Here is a 12,900-nt window from a genome sequence, read left to right as displayed (position 1 = left end):
AGTAAACATTCAGGTCATGAGGCAATTGTTATCGGAATAATATCCACCCGGGACATTTCCTATTCAGGGGAGAAAAATAAAAAAGCCCACATTAGTGGGCTCTTTTTGTGGAGAATACCGGAGTCGAACCGGTGACCTCTTGCATGCCATGCAAGCGCTCTAGCCAGCTGAGCTAATTCCCCGTTTTGGGAGTGCAAATATAGAAGTCGGAATGATTCCTGCAAAATAAAAACCTGCCAATTTTTGACAGGTTTTTATCGGGCTATTATTTTTTGATCAACTCTGCGTTGATATGGATCTTCACTTCATCAGAAACTACAATACCACCCGCCTCAGTTACTGCACTCCAATGCAGGCCATATTCCTGGCGGTTGATCTTACCATTGATCTCAAAACCAGCTACTGTATTGCCATAGAAATCTACTTGGGTGCCACCGAACTCTACGTTTAAGGTAACCGGCTTTGTTGTACCCCTGATGGTCAGGTCCCCGGTCAAAACATAATCACTGCCTCCCTTATGGGCAATAGCTGTAGAAGTGAAGGTCAGGGTAGGGTGGTTTTCAGCATCAAAGAAATCTGCTGATTTCAGGTGGCCATCCCTTTGGTCGTTACCGGTGGAAAGGCTCTCAACCTGTGCGGAGAAGCTGATCCTGGCATCAGTGAAGTCGTCCTTTGCTGATTCCAGGCTGCCTTCGAATGAACTGAATTTTCCGGTTACAGTTGAAATAACAAGGTGCTTTACTTTAAAGCTCACCTCTGAGTGCGATGGGTCAATAATCCAGGTTGCCATAATGTGTAGTTTTATGTAAAATTAATGTTTAAACTTCAAATGACAAAATTTTTTTATTCTTTGACAGGGGGAAGGGAATAGGTAATCAAAAAGGGTCCGGATTTTTTCCTGGCAGCAACGAAAGAAGGGTATGAAACCAGCATATGCGCATTATTTGTAAGAATTTCCGGTAATCGTGTAAGCATTGTCCCAAGGTAACCGGATAGTTTTGCGCGAACCTGGCGCTGCCTTATTGGTTATTGAATTGCGCATTTTCAAGACAGCATATTATGACAAAGCAGATATGGAAAGCATTATCCCTTTTACAGGAGACCGGTGATTCGATTACCATCAAGTTTGATACGATGGGTAGTCCATTTGATTATCAACCTGGCCAATATATTGACCTGGGTTTCGAGTGGAAAGGTGAATTGCTCAGGAGGTCCTATTCCCTGAGTTCTGTTCCAGGACTGGATGAGAACCCGGCCATCACAGTGAAAAGGGTGGAAGGGGGCCTTGTGAGTAGTATCCTTACCGGCCAACCGGATTCAATCAAAGAGTGGATGATAGAAGGGCCATTTGGACAATTTACGCCAGGAAGCAGCTCCAAACCAGCCAAGCATTATGTTCTGCTGGCGGGCGGGAGTGGTATCACTCCTTTATATGCCATTGCCAAATACCTTTTACATTTTTCAGACGCTACCATAACGCTTGTCTACGCCAGCAGGAATTGGGAGTCGACCATTTTTGGCCAGGAATTATTGTACTTGTCACAATCGTTCTCTCATCGGCTTAAACTGTTGTTTGCCCTTTCCGCAGAAAAGGACGAAGGGCTATTGCCACCACAAGCCCTCTTTAAAGGCCGCTTAACCAGGCTGGCCTTAAAAAAAATCCTTCGCCCCGTTTTGCAGGAGAATGCCGATGGGTCGTCAGAGATCTTCATATGCGGTCCACAGGGTCTAAACGAAATGGGGATCGAAGTGATGAAGGAACTGGGAGTTGATGAGTCAGGGATCCATCTGGAATGGTTCAATCCTGTATCAATTGATCCAGAAGAAGGGGAACTGGAAGACCAGCAGGTACTCATTCATTTTTATGAACAGACCAACCTGCTGGATGTGAAGGCGGGTCAGTCCATTTTGGCTGCCGCTCTTGGCGACAGGATACCCGTTAGCTATAGTTGCCAGACAGGGACCTGTGGACGCTGCGCAGCGAAGTTGGTTTCGGGCAAAGTAAAAATGGCTGCAAATTATGCCCTGAACAAGGATGACCTCAATGCAGGTTTGGTCCTGCTCTGCCAGGCTTATCCCGGGGACGACCAGGTTACGGTTTCTGTTAATGGGGTGGAAGCCTGACCAAACAGTTCAGGCATATACTATGGATCTTCACCCAATTTCATTTGTGCAAAAGGGGGAATTCTGTATATATTGCTTGCTATGAGTCGTCTCTTATTAGTAGCCCTGACACTACTCCTCAATGGAGTAACCGGCCGATCATACGCACAGGCTCAGCCTGAGGAAGTCTGTTATAATCCCAATGCCATTAAGGATACCACCAAGAAAAGTATTAAATCCATGGCCATTGGGGTGGTGGGAACGGATTCCATCACTATTGCCTACCATTCCCCTGGTGTAAGGAAAAGGGTCATCTGGGGTGGACTGGTACCTTTAGATGAAGTATGGGTAACCGGTGCACATAATGCCACTGCTATCACCTTTCATAAGCCATTGTTGATCGGGGGTATAACCATCGCACCCGGTAAGTACGCCATCTTTACCATCCCGGGACAGGATAAGTGGATCTTTATCCTCAATAAGAACTGGAACCAGCACCTTGCCTCTGAATATGACCAGAAGGATGACCTTGTCAGGCTAGAGGTAAAGCCTGTTCCCCATGAACACACTGAGCGGTTGCAATACCTGGTAGAGCCGGTTAAGGGTAACGATGGCCAGATCGTTTTCCTTTGGGAAAAGCTTAAATGGGTGGTTCCCTTCTCTTCAAAGTAAACGATTCGGGAAGATGGCTAAATCAAAGCATTATTATATCCGAAAGGCTCATCGTTACCTGGGGGTAATATTGGGTATTCAGTTCCTCTTATGGACCATAGGTGGTCTTTACTTCAGTTGGAGTGATATGGACCAGGTTCATGGTGACCACCAGAAAAAGGAAGTTCCATTACTGCCTTCTTCCATTACACTGGTTTCCCCTTCAGTAGTATTGGATAATATCAATATGGTCCACAGGATCGATTCAATTGTTTCCATACAATTGATCGATGTGTTGGGCAAGCCTTATTACCAGGTTCGTTGTATCTCCGCCATTGGACAGAATAAGCAGACTGGCCATCATGCAGGTGCTATGAACCATCTTGCTGATGCGGTTACCGGGGCAATCAGGGGTCCCTTATCAAAGAACGAAGCCATCGCACTTGCACAGTCAAGGTTTGATGGGAAACCGGAAGTTGAATCCGTGCAAAGATTGACCACGGTGGGTAAACATCATGAATACAGGGAAGGACCGCTTCCTGCCTATGCTGTCAGGTTCAGGCATCCTTCCCGTACCACTGTTTATGTGGCAGCCGAGTTGGGTACGGTGCAGAAGTTCAGGAATAAGGAATGGAGGATTTTTGATTTCCTCTGGATGCTGCATACCATGGACTATGAGGGCAGGGACAATATTGGGAATTGGTTACTGCGGATCTTTTCCATTTTTGGGTTAATAACAGTCTTCAGTGGATTTGTCCTTTACTTTATCAGCAGCAGGAGGTTCAAGAGAAGGAGCACGCTGAAGTAAGATCTTTTCAGTGTCCCTTCCCCGGAACCCAAGCCTTTATTTACCAGGCTGGTTAAGGTAGCGTATGGCATATTCCAGCACTTCATCTTTGCCTGCCAGTAAACCTTTTCGGGTATAGCCGACCGTTATATCGGGTTTGATCCCATAACCAACAAACTCAGTTCCGTCAGGTAATACATCCCTTTTGGTACATACAAATCCCAGGCCACCTCCCGGAAGGTTATAACCTAGTGGTTGCCCCGTGCTCCCACCTGTGGGCAGGCCAATAGCGATCCCTCTTTTCAGACTCCTGAATGCGGCCGTAAAATCCTCAGCGGCAGAATAGGTGGCCGCATCAGTGAGGACTAACACCTGTCCTGTAAAAAGCTTTTTTCTGTAAGGTTTCCAGTCGTACCTGCTGATCTGGATATTCACCGGTATATCACCCCAGGCCCTCCTTGTTGCGTTGTAATTCCTCATCACCTGCATTTCTTGCAGGAAGGGCTCGGCGGTCAGGTAGCCCAGGATCTCATACCCATTGGAACTGTTACCGCCACCATTAGACCTGATATCGATGACCAGGGCCCTGCAGGTTTTTACCTGGTTGAAAATGCTGTCGAATTGTCCGACTATGGCAGGGTTGTCGAAACTGTTCAGTTTTACCCACCCAATATCTCCCGGCAATTTTTGGAATTCAAGTAGTTTACCCTCCTTAAACCGGGACCTGTTGAACTTGTATTCCATAAGGTTCCCTTTTTCATCTGAGAAGGTAAGGCTGACGACACTATTCTTTCTTCCTTTCAGCAGTTCATAGGAATAGATCCTGGAAATGCTGTCCTGGGTCGTTGAAAAATGAAGGTAAGGACTGATATTTTCCCTGATGTATTGTTGAATGGGAATGCCGTCGATCATTTCCAGAGCCCATCCGATCTTCGGGCCTTTTGGTTGATAGGGGAGATCAGACCATGATAGCACAGCTTTTTGATCGATCCATTTGAATCGCATGGGAACCCCATGGTTGTTTTCAATGAAGTAGGCCAGTGGCTCAATTACCCTTGAATGTCCGTCCCTCAGTAACTGGTTGAACTGCTTCAATACCTTGTAATAATCAAGAATGGACTTTGTTGACAATACTTTGGGTATAAATGCCTGGTAGGCACTATCCCAATTAAGGTAGGGGATGAGGTCAAAATTGGCAAACCCATATTTGGCTTCTGCCCAAACCTTGCTCAGGCCTGCAATTTTTTCTTCTGTACCCAGGTCATTGATCCGGGTAGTCGTATCTATTACCATTGCGGGGAACCTTGACTTATAGAACCTGACATAGGCAGAAGAATCAAATACAGGTTGCCCCAGGACTGGGCTTAGGAAAAGACCGAGTAAAACAGCAATCATTATTTTTTTCATGCCTATGTTTTTATTGAGTAATAGGTTGTTTGATATTTTGTGACTGATTTCTTATTAAGAGCAGGAAGAGAAGCAGGATTGCTTCTAATATGACAAGGATATGGAAACCAGAAAATGATGTATTGATTTCCCTGGTCTGGATAATGTTATTAGTAACCTGGTAAATGATATTGAGGCCCCAATGAATCCCAAATGAGAACCAGATTGTTCTTTTCTGTACCAATGTAGTACCGAAGATCAACCCTATCAGGATAAGATGTGTCCAAACCAGCCATCCATCATTGTATCTGTAAATATGATTGAGGGAATACAACAATGTTGTGAGGAATATTAGTGCAGAGGGGGTGATCTGCTTTTGGAATCGGTCATACCAGATAACCCTCGTAAGTATATCCTCACTTAATGAGGTAAGCAATACGCCAAAGGAGAGCATTATGAAGGAACGGGTAAATGGCAGGAATGAAGGGTAGGTTTCAATTGCTATCAAATGGCTTCCTAAGGCAATAGTAAAGGCTGCTGATGCGCAACCAATACCGATAAATAATCCTGAAAGTACTTCCCTGGGAGCCGAAGCTTTCCAATTCAATGCCGAATGGGGGAGTATTCCTGACTGCCATTTTTTGTAGCTAAAACTCGTGAGGAAAAATATACACATCCAGAAAAAGAATTCCAGATTATCCTTTTTGAAAAGTATAGCTCCTTCAGCCAAATGGTAACAGCTGAACAAAACCAGCAGGTAAATAGTGAAGCGTGCCTTTTGCCATGTACTCATGTTATTCAGATTGCACCCCAAATTGAAGAATTAGTATTGTGCTGCCGAAAAATGAATCGATAGGGTAAGGATAATTCCCCCTGAGTGCCTGAATTGTTCAGCTGAATGCGGGTACCCCCTGATCATTTACCCAACCATTCCTTGAATTCAACCACTTTATCCAGACTGACGAACACCTCTTCTTTCATGGGGGGATCGAGGTCAAGCCGGATCCTTCCCTTGGGGTAGACATGTATATTACTGATACCGGGAAGACTGACGAACATTTGCCGGTTGATACGATAGAACACTGAAGGATCTATGAGTCCGGTCAATTTATCCAGGCTGTAGTCAATCGGGAACCGCTGGTTATCTGTCGTTACCAGGAAAGTAACTTTATCTGCACTATAGAAATACCGGATGGATGAGGTTTCAATTGTCTTTAGCCGCGATCCTATAGCTACCATAAACCTGGACTTATATTCAGTTCCCGGTTTTTGAAGGCTTTGTAAAAGTTGGTCGAATCCATTATTCTCCTTCCTTCCATGTAACTTCCTGAATTTCTCAAGGGCTTGAGCCAATTCTTCCTGGTTGATGGGTTTCATGAGGTAATCAATGCTGTTGACCTTAAATGCCTTGATCATATATTCATCATAAGCGGTGGTAAAGATCACGGGCAGGTCAAGGTTGATCTGCTCAAATATGCTGAAACACTGGCCGTCCTCAAGGTGAATGTCCATCAGAACCAGGTCAGGATCCACATTGTTCTTGAACCAGGCAACGGCTTCCCCAACAGAAGGCAGTATACATAAAACCTCTATTGACGGATCACATTTCTTCAGTAAAATTTCCAGTCTTTGGGCCGTGAGTTGCTCGTCTTCTATGATCACTACTTTCATATGATTTTGTTTCTTGTTAAGGGAACAGTTACTTTAAAAATATTGTTTGTTGTTTCTATAGTCAATGGTTGTGAATTGCTAAAGGCTATCCGCTTCCTTATATTATCCAGCCCAATCCCTGTTGACGGTTCATGTTGCTCCCGGGCATTTATTGAATTGCTCACTTCTATCCTGTCCTGGTTAAGGGATAGATGGATATCCAATGGTTTCGCTACAGACATCCGATTGTGCTTTACCGCATTCTCGATCAGTAATTGCAAGGTAAGGGGCGGGATCAACCAATTTTCGGTTTTGGCTTTCGGGTCAATATGAAGGGAAATTTTATCCTGGAACCTTATCTGAAGGAGGAAGAAATAGTTTTCAAGGAAGTCTGTTTCCTTTTTTAGGGTCACAAGGTCAGTCTCTTTCTGGTCTAATATATACCTGTACGCCTTGGACAGCTGGACGATGAACTTTTCAGAGAGATCAGGATCAGTATGGACCAATGAGGTAAGCACACTTAAACTGTTGAACAAAAAGTGAGGGTTAACCTGGCTTTTAAGGGCTTGTAACCTTACCTGTGCATAGTCTTTTTGAAATTGTTCGGTTTCCAATGTTTGAACCAGTATGGATTGGTAAAGTGTAAGGGAGGTGATCATGGCATAGATGAACAGGGTTCCAATCAGGTTTACGGTAATGTAAAGCCTGAAAGGGGCTGTTTGCAGCAATTCCTGTGGCGATGAGGTTACCTGTCTTGTGCTGTTATAGAAAGTGTACAGTAAGAAAAAGCTGAAGACCAATGTTATCAGTAATGATAACGGATATTTAATCCAGTTTGCCCCTGTGGAAGAAAAGAGTATGCCTGTTCCACGGATACAATAGAAAGTGAAAATAGTGGTGATGGTCTCTATGGCGGCTGTAATGATGATATCGGATAACAGGCTGAGAAATGAGGTTTCCCTGTTGATATAGGCAAATATCGATGGGAAAATTACACTGTTGACCCACATCAGGATGAGGGTTAACCTGAGAATGGGTAAAGTCTGGTCGCTGTATTTTTTGCTATCTGCCATCATTTGATCAAGAGGGGAATACTGATGATTTCCTTTTGTTCCATTTCAATTACCGAGATGTTAATTGGTTTTCCCAGGTCCCTGTATCTGTTACACAATAGGTCAAATTGGTCATCTGCTGCAGGAACAGAATTGGTCTTCTTCTGCAATGAATAGATGACCAATATTTTTTCACCGGTTAAATTCAATAGGATATGCAAAGGGCTTGCAGCAGACATGCTGCTGGTTGCAATGATGTGTTCAAGGATGATGAGGAAGGTATTTGGGATAATGTAGGCATTTCCACTTTCCCCTTTTAGGGCATTGGTGATATCGATTTTCTTTCCATATCGTTCCTGTACGATATACATGAAATTCCGGAGAAACTGAATTTCTTCTTCGAGTGATACCGCTGTTTTTTCGCGCTGGTCCAGCAGGTAGCGATAGGTCCTCGATAATTTTTCAATGAAAATTTCTGCCTTGCCCGCATCATAATGAACAAGTGATGATAGGATACTCAGGCTATTAAAAAGGAAATGCGGATTGAGCTGGTTCTTTAGTGCCTCATATTGTGACTCAGCAATTTCCTTTTGCCATTGAACAACCTCCAATTGCTTTTGCCTATGGATAGTGAAGATCCGGAAAGCTGTAAAAATTCCATAAGTAAATACGACCAGCGTTTGGGATACAACGAGGAGGATCCTTAGTTTCCTGTCCAGGAATTCCATGTCCGGTTCAGGAACCACCACCCAGGCTATGAAGAGGCTATGGAATAATTTATTGATGCCAAATCCGGCGATCACCACAAAGAGAAGTTCTGTCACATACCTTTTCAGTGCTGTCTGTCCCGGGGGAAATTGCCTGTCGAAGAAGAGGATGGAATAATATACCAGGTAAATAGTGGCCAACATCTGGACCAGTATCAAATTGCCCTCCCTGAAAAGTGCCCGAAGGTTAAAACTCGTTAAGGGGTTACCCGTGTGGATATATGAGATCAATAGGAGAAGAATGAAAAAAATTCCCAATCCGGTCAATAACAACCAGAGATGAACTTGTTTAGGGGGTATTAAATTCTTTGTCAGGGCTGGCATTTTCTCGAAAATTGCCCATTTTACTGATAAAATTTACAGATTCCTGATGAATCCCGAATTTTAATTGCTGAATCAGGGAAATGACCAGGCAGATAATTGTCAATGAGCTTAATTTGTAATTAAATGGATTCCATTACGCATATAGCCCTGGGAGCATGTATTGGTGAGGCTTTTTTTGAGAAAAGGATCGGTAAGAAAGCCTTGTTATGGGGGGCTTTGGCGCAAAGCCTTCCTGATATTGATTTCGTGGCTTCTTTTTGGTTGGGTGTTTCAGAAGACCTCCTGGCACATAGGGGATTCACCCATTCCATCCTGTTTATTACCCTGATGACTCCTGTTCTTTCCTTAACTGCTGATCGGCTGCATCGTCCCCACGATATCAGGATGCGGGAATGGCTATTATTCTTCTTTGTTGAGATGTTCCTGCACATTTTCCTGGATGGTTTCAATAATTACGGTACGGGTTGGCTGGAACCCTTTAGCCACCAGCGCTTCTCCTTCAATACCCTGTATGTTGCGGATCCCTTCTTTTCTATTTGGCCGGGTATTGCCCTAGTAATGCTATTGCTCTTGTCCATTCATTCAACCAGGAGGAAGTTCTGGTGGCGGTTTGGTATGTTCCTCCCATTTATTTACCTGGCCTATTGTGTAGGGAATAAGTTGACCATTGACAAGGAGGTGAGGAAATTACTGGCCGATCAGCAAGTTGAATATACCCGATATTTTACCACACCTGCCCCCTTTAACAACTGGCTATGGTATGTGGTGGCAGGTAATGACAAAGGCTACCATGTTGGGTTCCGCTCCTTGTTTGACAAGGGCGATACCATGCGGCTCAGTTATTTTCCCAGGAATGATAGTTTATTGAAACCTGTTGCTGACCACGAGGAATTGCAGCACCTGGTCCGTTTTTCACAACAGTTTTACACAGTAGAAAATTGGGGGGATACCCTTGTCTTTAATGACCTTCGATTTGGGCAGATCGTGGGTTGGCATGACCCTAAACAGAAATTTGTGTTCCATTATTTCTTGAGCCACCCTGAAGAAAACAACCTGGTGGTACAACGCGGAAGGTTTGCCAATTGGGATATGAATACCACTTTGTCGCTGGTGAGGAGGATCAGGGGAAAAGAATGAAAAAGAAAACCACCGGGGTCCTACCGGTGGTCTCTTCACTAGCTAATGAAATGAGGATCAAGTTCCAAACTCGTCTGCTGGTTCCTTCATCTGCGGAACACTTTCCCTCATCCCGCTCCGTAGGTTAGATAGTTTTTCTCTGCCTTCATGCAGGCTTTTGTTGATGGAGTCTGTCAACTTCTTCTTACCGTCCGAAATTTTTTTCCTGGTATTTTCCCCTTTGTCAGGGGCAAATAATAATCCCAAAACACCACCGATGGCAATTCCCGCTGCCAGGGCGGTCAGCATTTTATTGGTGTTGGTCATACCTATTTATTTTAAGAATGAATGAATGTCAATCTTCAATGCTAAAGTAACACAGGAAGCTATGCAAATCCTTGACCTGTGCTAGGAGGAGGGCTGATTCTTGTCAGTACATGTAAATACGAATTGGGGCTTTATTGCTTGCTGGCCTGTATGGAGTCTTTGATTCTCTGTTTTTCCTGCTTTTTAAAATAGCCCCTGAAGAGCCAATTGTGCTTGGCCGCCTCCATGTTCTGGTTAAAGGCCTCTGTTCCTTTTTCAATATTGGTCATGCTGTTCTGGATCTTCCTGGTCAGGGCAGTATCCTTCAGGACCATATTGACCGTACCCTTGCCACTGACCACCTCCCTGTTGATGGAGTCGGTAAGTTGCCTGATAGATACACTGGCTAATTCTGCGTTGGTTGAAATCGTTTGAAGGTTGGCAATGGCGGACTCGAGGTTGCCAACAAGGGCGGTGTCCATAAGCAGTTTGCCCAAATTTCCTTTCCCGTCCTTAACATCGGAAATGACCTGTTGGATCTGCTGCATGGCTGCTTCGGTTCCTTCTGTGGTCCTTCTGAGGGTAGCAACAGTTTTCTTAAGGTCTTGCCTGATGGTGTCATCCCTTAGTAAATTCCAAAGCGCAGTGCTCTTGTTGATATTGTGGATAGTGGATTTCAATTCATCAGAGATCGTTGCGATATTCTGGTTCGTATAGGCAAGCGTCTCCAGCATCTCGTCAGTATTGAGCGCCCGCTTCACTGTAATAAAATCCCCTTCCTCTATTGGGGTTGATGATCCCTTTCCCGGATTAATATTGACGACTTTATTGCCGATCATTCCCTCTGTTCCTATGGAGGCGAATGCATTCTTTAGGATGTTCTTACTGGCCTTACTGTCGATCAGCATGGTGATCTCAATGGTGGTGTCGTTAATGAGATCAACTTCCTTAACGGTCCCCACCTGTATGCCTGAGTAGCGCACATTATTTCCTACAACCAACCCGGATGCATTAGTAAACCTGGCCTTGATCCAGATATTTGAGCCAAAGAGATTTCGGTCCTTCCCAATCATGTACAAAGTAAGCACCAGGAAGAGGATTCCTGCCAGTGTAAACAGGCCAAGTTTGAGGTTATTGGTAGATTCTCTTGCCATTGTTTAGATTTTCAGGGTTGGGTGGACATTCATTTCTCGATAAAAAACTGTTTGATCCTGGGATCTTCCGATGCTTTTAATTGTTCAAATGTTCCGTTAGCATAGGCAATCCCATCCATGAGAAGGACGATCCTGTCTGCTGTGGTCCTGATACAATTCATGTCATGGGAAATGATCAGGGAGGAAGTGTTGTACTTGCCCTGTATCTCCACCATCAGGTTGCTGATCTCCCTGGAGGTTATTGGGTCAAGCCCGGTGGTAGGTTCGTCATAGAGGATGATTTCCGGTTTCAGGATGAGGGTTCTCGCAAGGGCAATGCGCTTTCTCATGCCCCCGGATAACTCAACCGGCATCATGTCTACGGTATGGGCAAGCCCAACATTTTCCAGGGCTTCCATGACCAGATCATTTACCTCTTCATGGGAAACATGGATCCAATGCCTTCTTAATGGGAACTCCAGGTTCTCCCGTACCGTCATGGAGTCATAGAGGGCATTGCTTTGGAAGAGGAACCCGATCTTCACCCTTATCCTGTCCAGTTCTTCCTGGCTCAGGTCGGGAATGGACTGGCCCAACACTGTTATATTGCCTTCATCGGGCTTCATCAACCCAATGATACATTTGATCAGGACAGATTTTCCGCAGCCAGACTTACCAAGTACCACCACATTTTCACCACGTTTCAGGGAAAGGTTGAAGTGATTCAGGACAACAAGGTCACCGAATGACTTGTCCAGGTTATTGATCTCAATCACGTTCTCCCCCCTGGTGGAGTTGTTTTCCGTTGAATGATATGGCTGGACTCCTGTCATTGATTCAATTTAAGCCAAGGATATCGGTGATCTGAACGGCTATCAGGTCCAGTATGAACACCATTATACTGGAAACCACGACAGCACTATTGGCACTCCTGCCCACACCCTCGGTTCCCTTACTGGAAAAATAGCCTTTAAAGCATCCAATGATCCCAACAGCAAAGCCGAAAAAATAGGATTTCACAAATGCCGGGATGACATCACCATAACTGAGGGAATAGAAAACCTGCCTGAAGAAAAGGGAAAAACTTGTTGTTCCCTTGATGTTCACGCCCAGGTATGAGCCATAGAGGGAAATGGCATCGCTAAGCATTACAAGTATTGGTAGCATGAGCGTTGCGGCCAGGACCCTTGTTACAACAAGGTATTTGAACGGATTGGTACCACTTACTTCCATGGCATCAATCTGCTCGGTCACTTTCATGCTGCCTAGTTCGGCACCAATGCTGCTGCCTATCTTGCCCGCAAAGATCAGGGCGGTGATGACAGGTCCGATTTCCCGGATGATGGCTATACCGACCATTGCCGGCAGTTCGCTCTCTACACCGTAATCAATCAGCGAAGGCCTGAGTTGCATGGTCAGTACAAGGCCCATGATAAACCCTGTCAGCCCAACGAGTGGCAACGATTTATAGCCAATGATGTAACACTGCCGGAAAAACTCTGCTATCTCATACCTCGGACGGAATACCTCTGAGAAAAAACGACCGGTAAAGCGGGCAATTGCACCTGCTTCAATAATGGCATTCCTGGTTCCCGGAGGTAGTGAGGTCATTTTCGTTTGATGGT

14 protein-coding genes and 1 tRNA gene are annotated in these 12,900 nt (G+C 44.9%); 4 read left to right on the top strand and 11 right to left on the bottom strand.

Annotated elements, in window-relative coordinates:
* Positions 1 to 108 precede the first annotated feature (108 nt).
* Together KJS94_RS08535 and KJS94_RS08530 are read right to left on the bottom strand one after the other, a co-directional pair.
* Positions 109 to 182, bottom strand: a tRNA-Ala gene (locus KJS94_RS08535).
* An 83-nt stretch (positions 183 to 265) separates the two neighbouring features.
* On the bottom strand, positions 266 to 790 hold the full coding sequence (locus KJS94_RS08530; RefSeq protein ID WP_214447641.1) for a YceI family protein: 525 nt from the start codon (positions 788 to 790) through the stop codon (positions 266 to 268).
* 269 nt (positions 791 to 1,059) lie between these two features.
* Here KJS94_RS08530 and KJS94_RS08525 point away from each other — a divergent pair, with 269 nt between their 5' ends.
* The 3 genes from KJS94_RS08525 to KJS94_RS08515 all read left to right on the top strand — a co-directional run bounded on the left by KJS94_RS08525 (position 1,060) and on the right by KJS94_RS08515 (position 3,562).
* Positions 1,060 to 2,124 (top strand): flavin reductase family protein, encoded by a 1,065-nt coding sequence (locus tag KJS94_RS08525; RefSeq protein ID WP_214447642.1) that lies wholly within the window; start codon positions 1,060 to 1,062, stop codon positions 2,122 to 2,124.
* An 81-nt stretch (positions 2,125 to 2,205) separates the two neighbouring features.
* Complete coding sequence (locus KJS94_RS08520) at positions 2,206 to 2,775, top strand: DUF2911 domain-containing protein (protein WP_214447643.1); 570 nt, start codon at positions 2,206 to 2,208, stop codon at positions 2,773 to 2,775.
* 13 nt (positions 2,776 to 2,788) lie between these two features.
* Positions 2,789 to 3,562, top strand: a complete 774-nt coding sequence (locus KJS94_RS08515) for a PepSY domain-containing protein (protein WP_214447644.1) — start codon at positions 2,789 to 2,791, stop codon at positions 3,560 to 3,562.
* A gap of 36 nt (positions 3,563 to 3,598) precedes the next feature.
* Here the strand turns inward: KJS94_RS08515 and KJS94_RS08510 are convergent, their stop codons facing one another.
* From KJS94_RS08510 to KJS94_RS08490, 5 genes are all read right to left on the bottom strand, one after another.
* Positions 3,599 to 4,948 (bottom strand): S41 family peptidase, encoded by a 1,350-nt coding sequence (locus tag KJS94_RS08510; protein WP_214447645.1) that lies wholly within the window; start codon positions 4,946 to 4,948, stop codon positions 3,599 to 3,601.
* 10 nt (positions 4,949 to 4,958) lie between these two features.
* Positions 4,959 to 5,657, bottom strand: coding sequence for a CPBP family intramembrane glutamic endopeptidase (locus tag KJS94_RS08505; RefSeq protein ID WP_214447646.1), 699 nt, complete (start codon positions 5,655 to 5,657; stop codon positions 4,959 to 4,961).
* Between the two features lie 185 nt (positions 5,658 to 5,842).
* On the bottom strand, positions 5,843 to 6,598 hold the full coding sequence (locus tag KJS94_RS08500) for a LytR/AlgR family response regulator transcription factor (protein ID WP_214447647.1): 756 nt from the start codon (positions 6,596 to 6,598) through the stop codon (positions 5,843 to 5,845).
* Complete coding sequence (locus KJS94_RS08495) at positions 6,595 to 7,650, bottom strand: sensor histidine kinase (RefSeq protein WP_214447648.1); 1,056 nt, start codon at positions 7,648 to 7,650, stop codon at positions 6,595 to 6,597. Before KJS94_RS08495 ends, KJS94_RS08500 begins: the two co-directional genes overlap by 4 nt.
* Positions 7,650 to 8,540 carry a sensor histidine kinase gene (locus tag KJS94_RS08490; protein ID WP_214447649.1) on the bottom strand — a complete coding sequence of 297 codons (891 nt, stop codon included), beginning with the start codon at positions 8,538 to 8,540 and terminating at the stop codon, positions 7,650 to 7,652. The genes KJS94_RS08495 and KJS94_RS08490 overlap by 1 nt, the downstream gene beginning before the upstream one ends.
* A gap of 303 nt (positions 8,541 to 8,843) precedes the next feature.
* Between KJS94_RS08490 and KJS94_RS08485 the strand changes: the two genes are divergently transcribed.
* On the top strand, positions 8,844 to 9,857 hold the full coding sequence (locus KJS94_RS08485) for a metal-dependent hydrolase (protein ID WP_214447650.1): 1,014 nt from the start codon (positions 8,844 to 8,846) through the stop codon (positions 9,855 to 9,857).
* 57 nt (positions 9,858 to 9,914) lie between these two features.
* Here the strand turns inward: KJS94_RS08485 and KJS94_RS08480 are convergent, their stop codons facing one another.
* The 4 genes from KJS94_RS08480 to KJS94_RS08465 form a co-directional block, all read right to left on the bottom strand.
* Positions 9,915 to 10,163 carry a YtxH domain-containing protein gene (locus KJS94_RS08480; RefSeq protein WP_214447651.1) on the bottom strand — a complete coding sequence of 83 codons (249 nt, stop codon included), beginning with the start codon at positions 10,161 to 10,163 and terminating at the stop codon, positions 9,915 to 9,917.
* Between the two features lie 131 nt (positions 10,164 to 10,294).
* Positions 10,295 to 11,296 (bottom strand): MlaD family protein, encoded by a 1,002-nt coding sequence (locus KJS94_RS08475; RefSeq protein WP_214447652.1) that lies wholly within the window; start codon positions 11,294 to 11,296, stop codon positions 10,295 to 10,297.
* Positions 11,297 to 11,325: 29 nt separating this feature from the next.
* A complete protein-coding gene (locus tag KJS94_RS08470; protein ID WP_214447653.1) occupies positions 11,326 to 12,108 on the bottom strand; it encodes an ABC transporter ATP-binding protein in 783 nt (260 codons plus the stop codon).
* A 4-nt stretch (positions 12,109 to 12,112) separates the two neighbouring features.
* Positions 12,113 to 12,886, bottom strand: coding sequence for an MlaE family ABC transporter permease (locus KJS94_RS08465; protein ID WP_214447654.1), 774 nt, complete (start codon positions 12,884 to 12,886; stop codon positions 12,113 to 12,115).
* Positions 12,887 to 12,900: the final 14 nt, after the last annotated feature.

It is taken from the genome of Flavihumibacter rivuli (genome assembly GCF_018595685.2).
Classification (GTDB): Bacteria; Bacteroidota; Bacteroidia; order Chitinophagales; family Chitinophagaceae; genus Flavihumibacter; species Flavihumibacter rivuli.
The sequence above is the reverse complement of the archived record's forward strand: the minus strand, read 5'-3'. Positions and strand labels throughout refer to the sequence as shown.

Bases quoted from the DNA above. Each gene is read 5' to 3' on its own strand.
- KJS94_RS08530 (WP_214447641.1), bottom strand. From the start codon at position 790: ATGGCAACCTGGATTATTGACCCATCGCACTCAGAGGTGAGCTTTAAA.
- KJS94_RS08470 (WP_214447653.1), bottom strand. From the start codon at position 12,108: ATGACAGGAGTCCAGCCATATCATTCAACGGAAAACAACTCCACCAGG.
- KJS94_RS08465 (WP_214447654.1), bottom strand. From the start codon at position 12,886: ATGACCTCACTACCTCCGGGAACCAGGAATGCCATTATTGAAGCAGGT.
- KJS94_RS08525 (WP_214447642.1), top strand. From the start codon at position 1,060: ATGACAAAGCAGATATGGAAAGCATTATCCCTTTTACAGGAGACCGGT.
- KJS94_RS08495 (WP_214447648.1), bottom strand. From the start codon at position 7,650: ATGGCAGATAGCAAAAAATACAGCGACCAGACTTTACCCATTCTCAGG.
- KJS94_RS08510 (WP_214447645.1), bottom strand. From the start codon at position 4,948: ATGAAAAAAATAATGATTGCTGTTTTACTCGGTCTTTTCCTAAGCCCA.
- KJS94_RS08485 (WP_214447650.1), top strand. From the start codon at position 8,844: ATGGATTCCATTACGCATATAGCCCTGGGAGCATGTATTGGTGAGGCT.
- KJS94_RS08500 (WP_214447647.1), bottom strand. From the start codon at position 6,598: ATGAAAGTAGTGATCATAGAAGACGAGCAACTCACGGCCCAAAGACTG.
- KJS94_RS08515 (WP_214447644.1), top strand. From the start codon at position 2,789: ATGGCTAAATCAAAGCATTATTATATCCGAAAGGCTCATCGTTACCTG.
- KJS94_RS08520 (WP_214447643.1), top strand. From the start codon at position 2,206: ATGAGTCGTCTCTTATTAGTAGCCCTGACACTACTCCTCAATGGAGTA.
- KJS94_RS08490 (WP_214447649.1), bottom strand. From the start codon at position 8,540: ATGTTGGCCACTATTTACCTGGTATATTATTCCATCCTCTTCTTCGAC.
- KJS94_RS08475 (WP_214447652.1), bottom strand. From the start codon at position 11,296: ATGGCAAGAGAATCTACCAATAACCTCAAACTTGGCCTGTTTACACTG.
- KJS94_RS08480 (WP_214447651.1), bottom strand. From the start codon at position 10,163: ATGACCAACACCAATAAAATGCTGACCGCCCTGGCAGCGGGAATTGCC.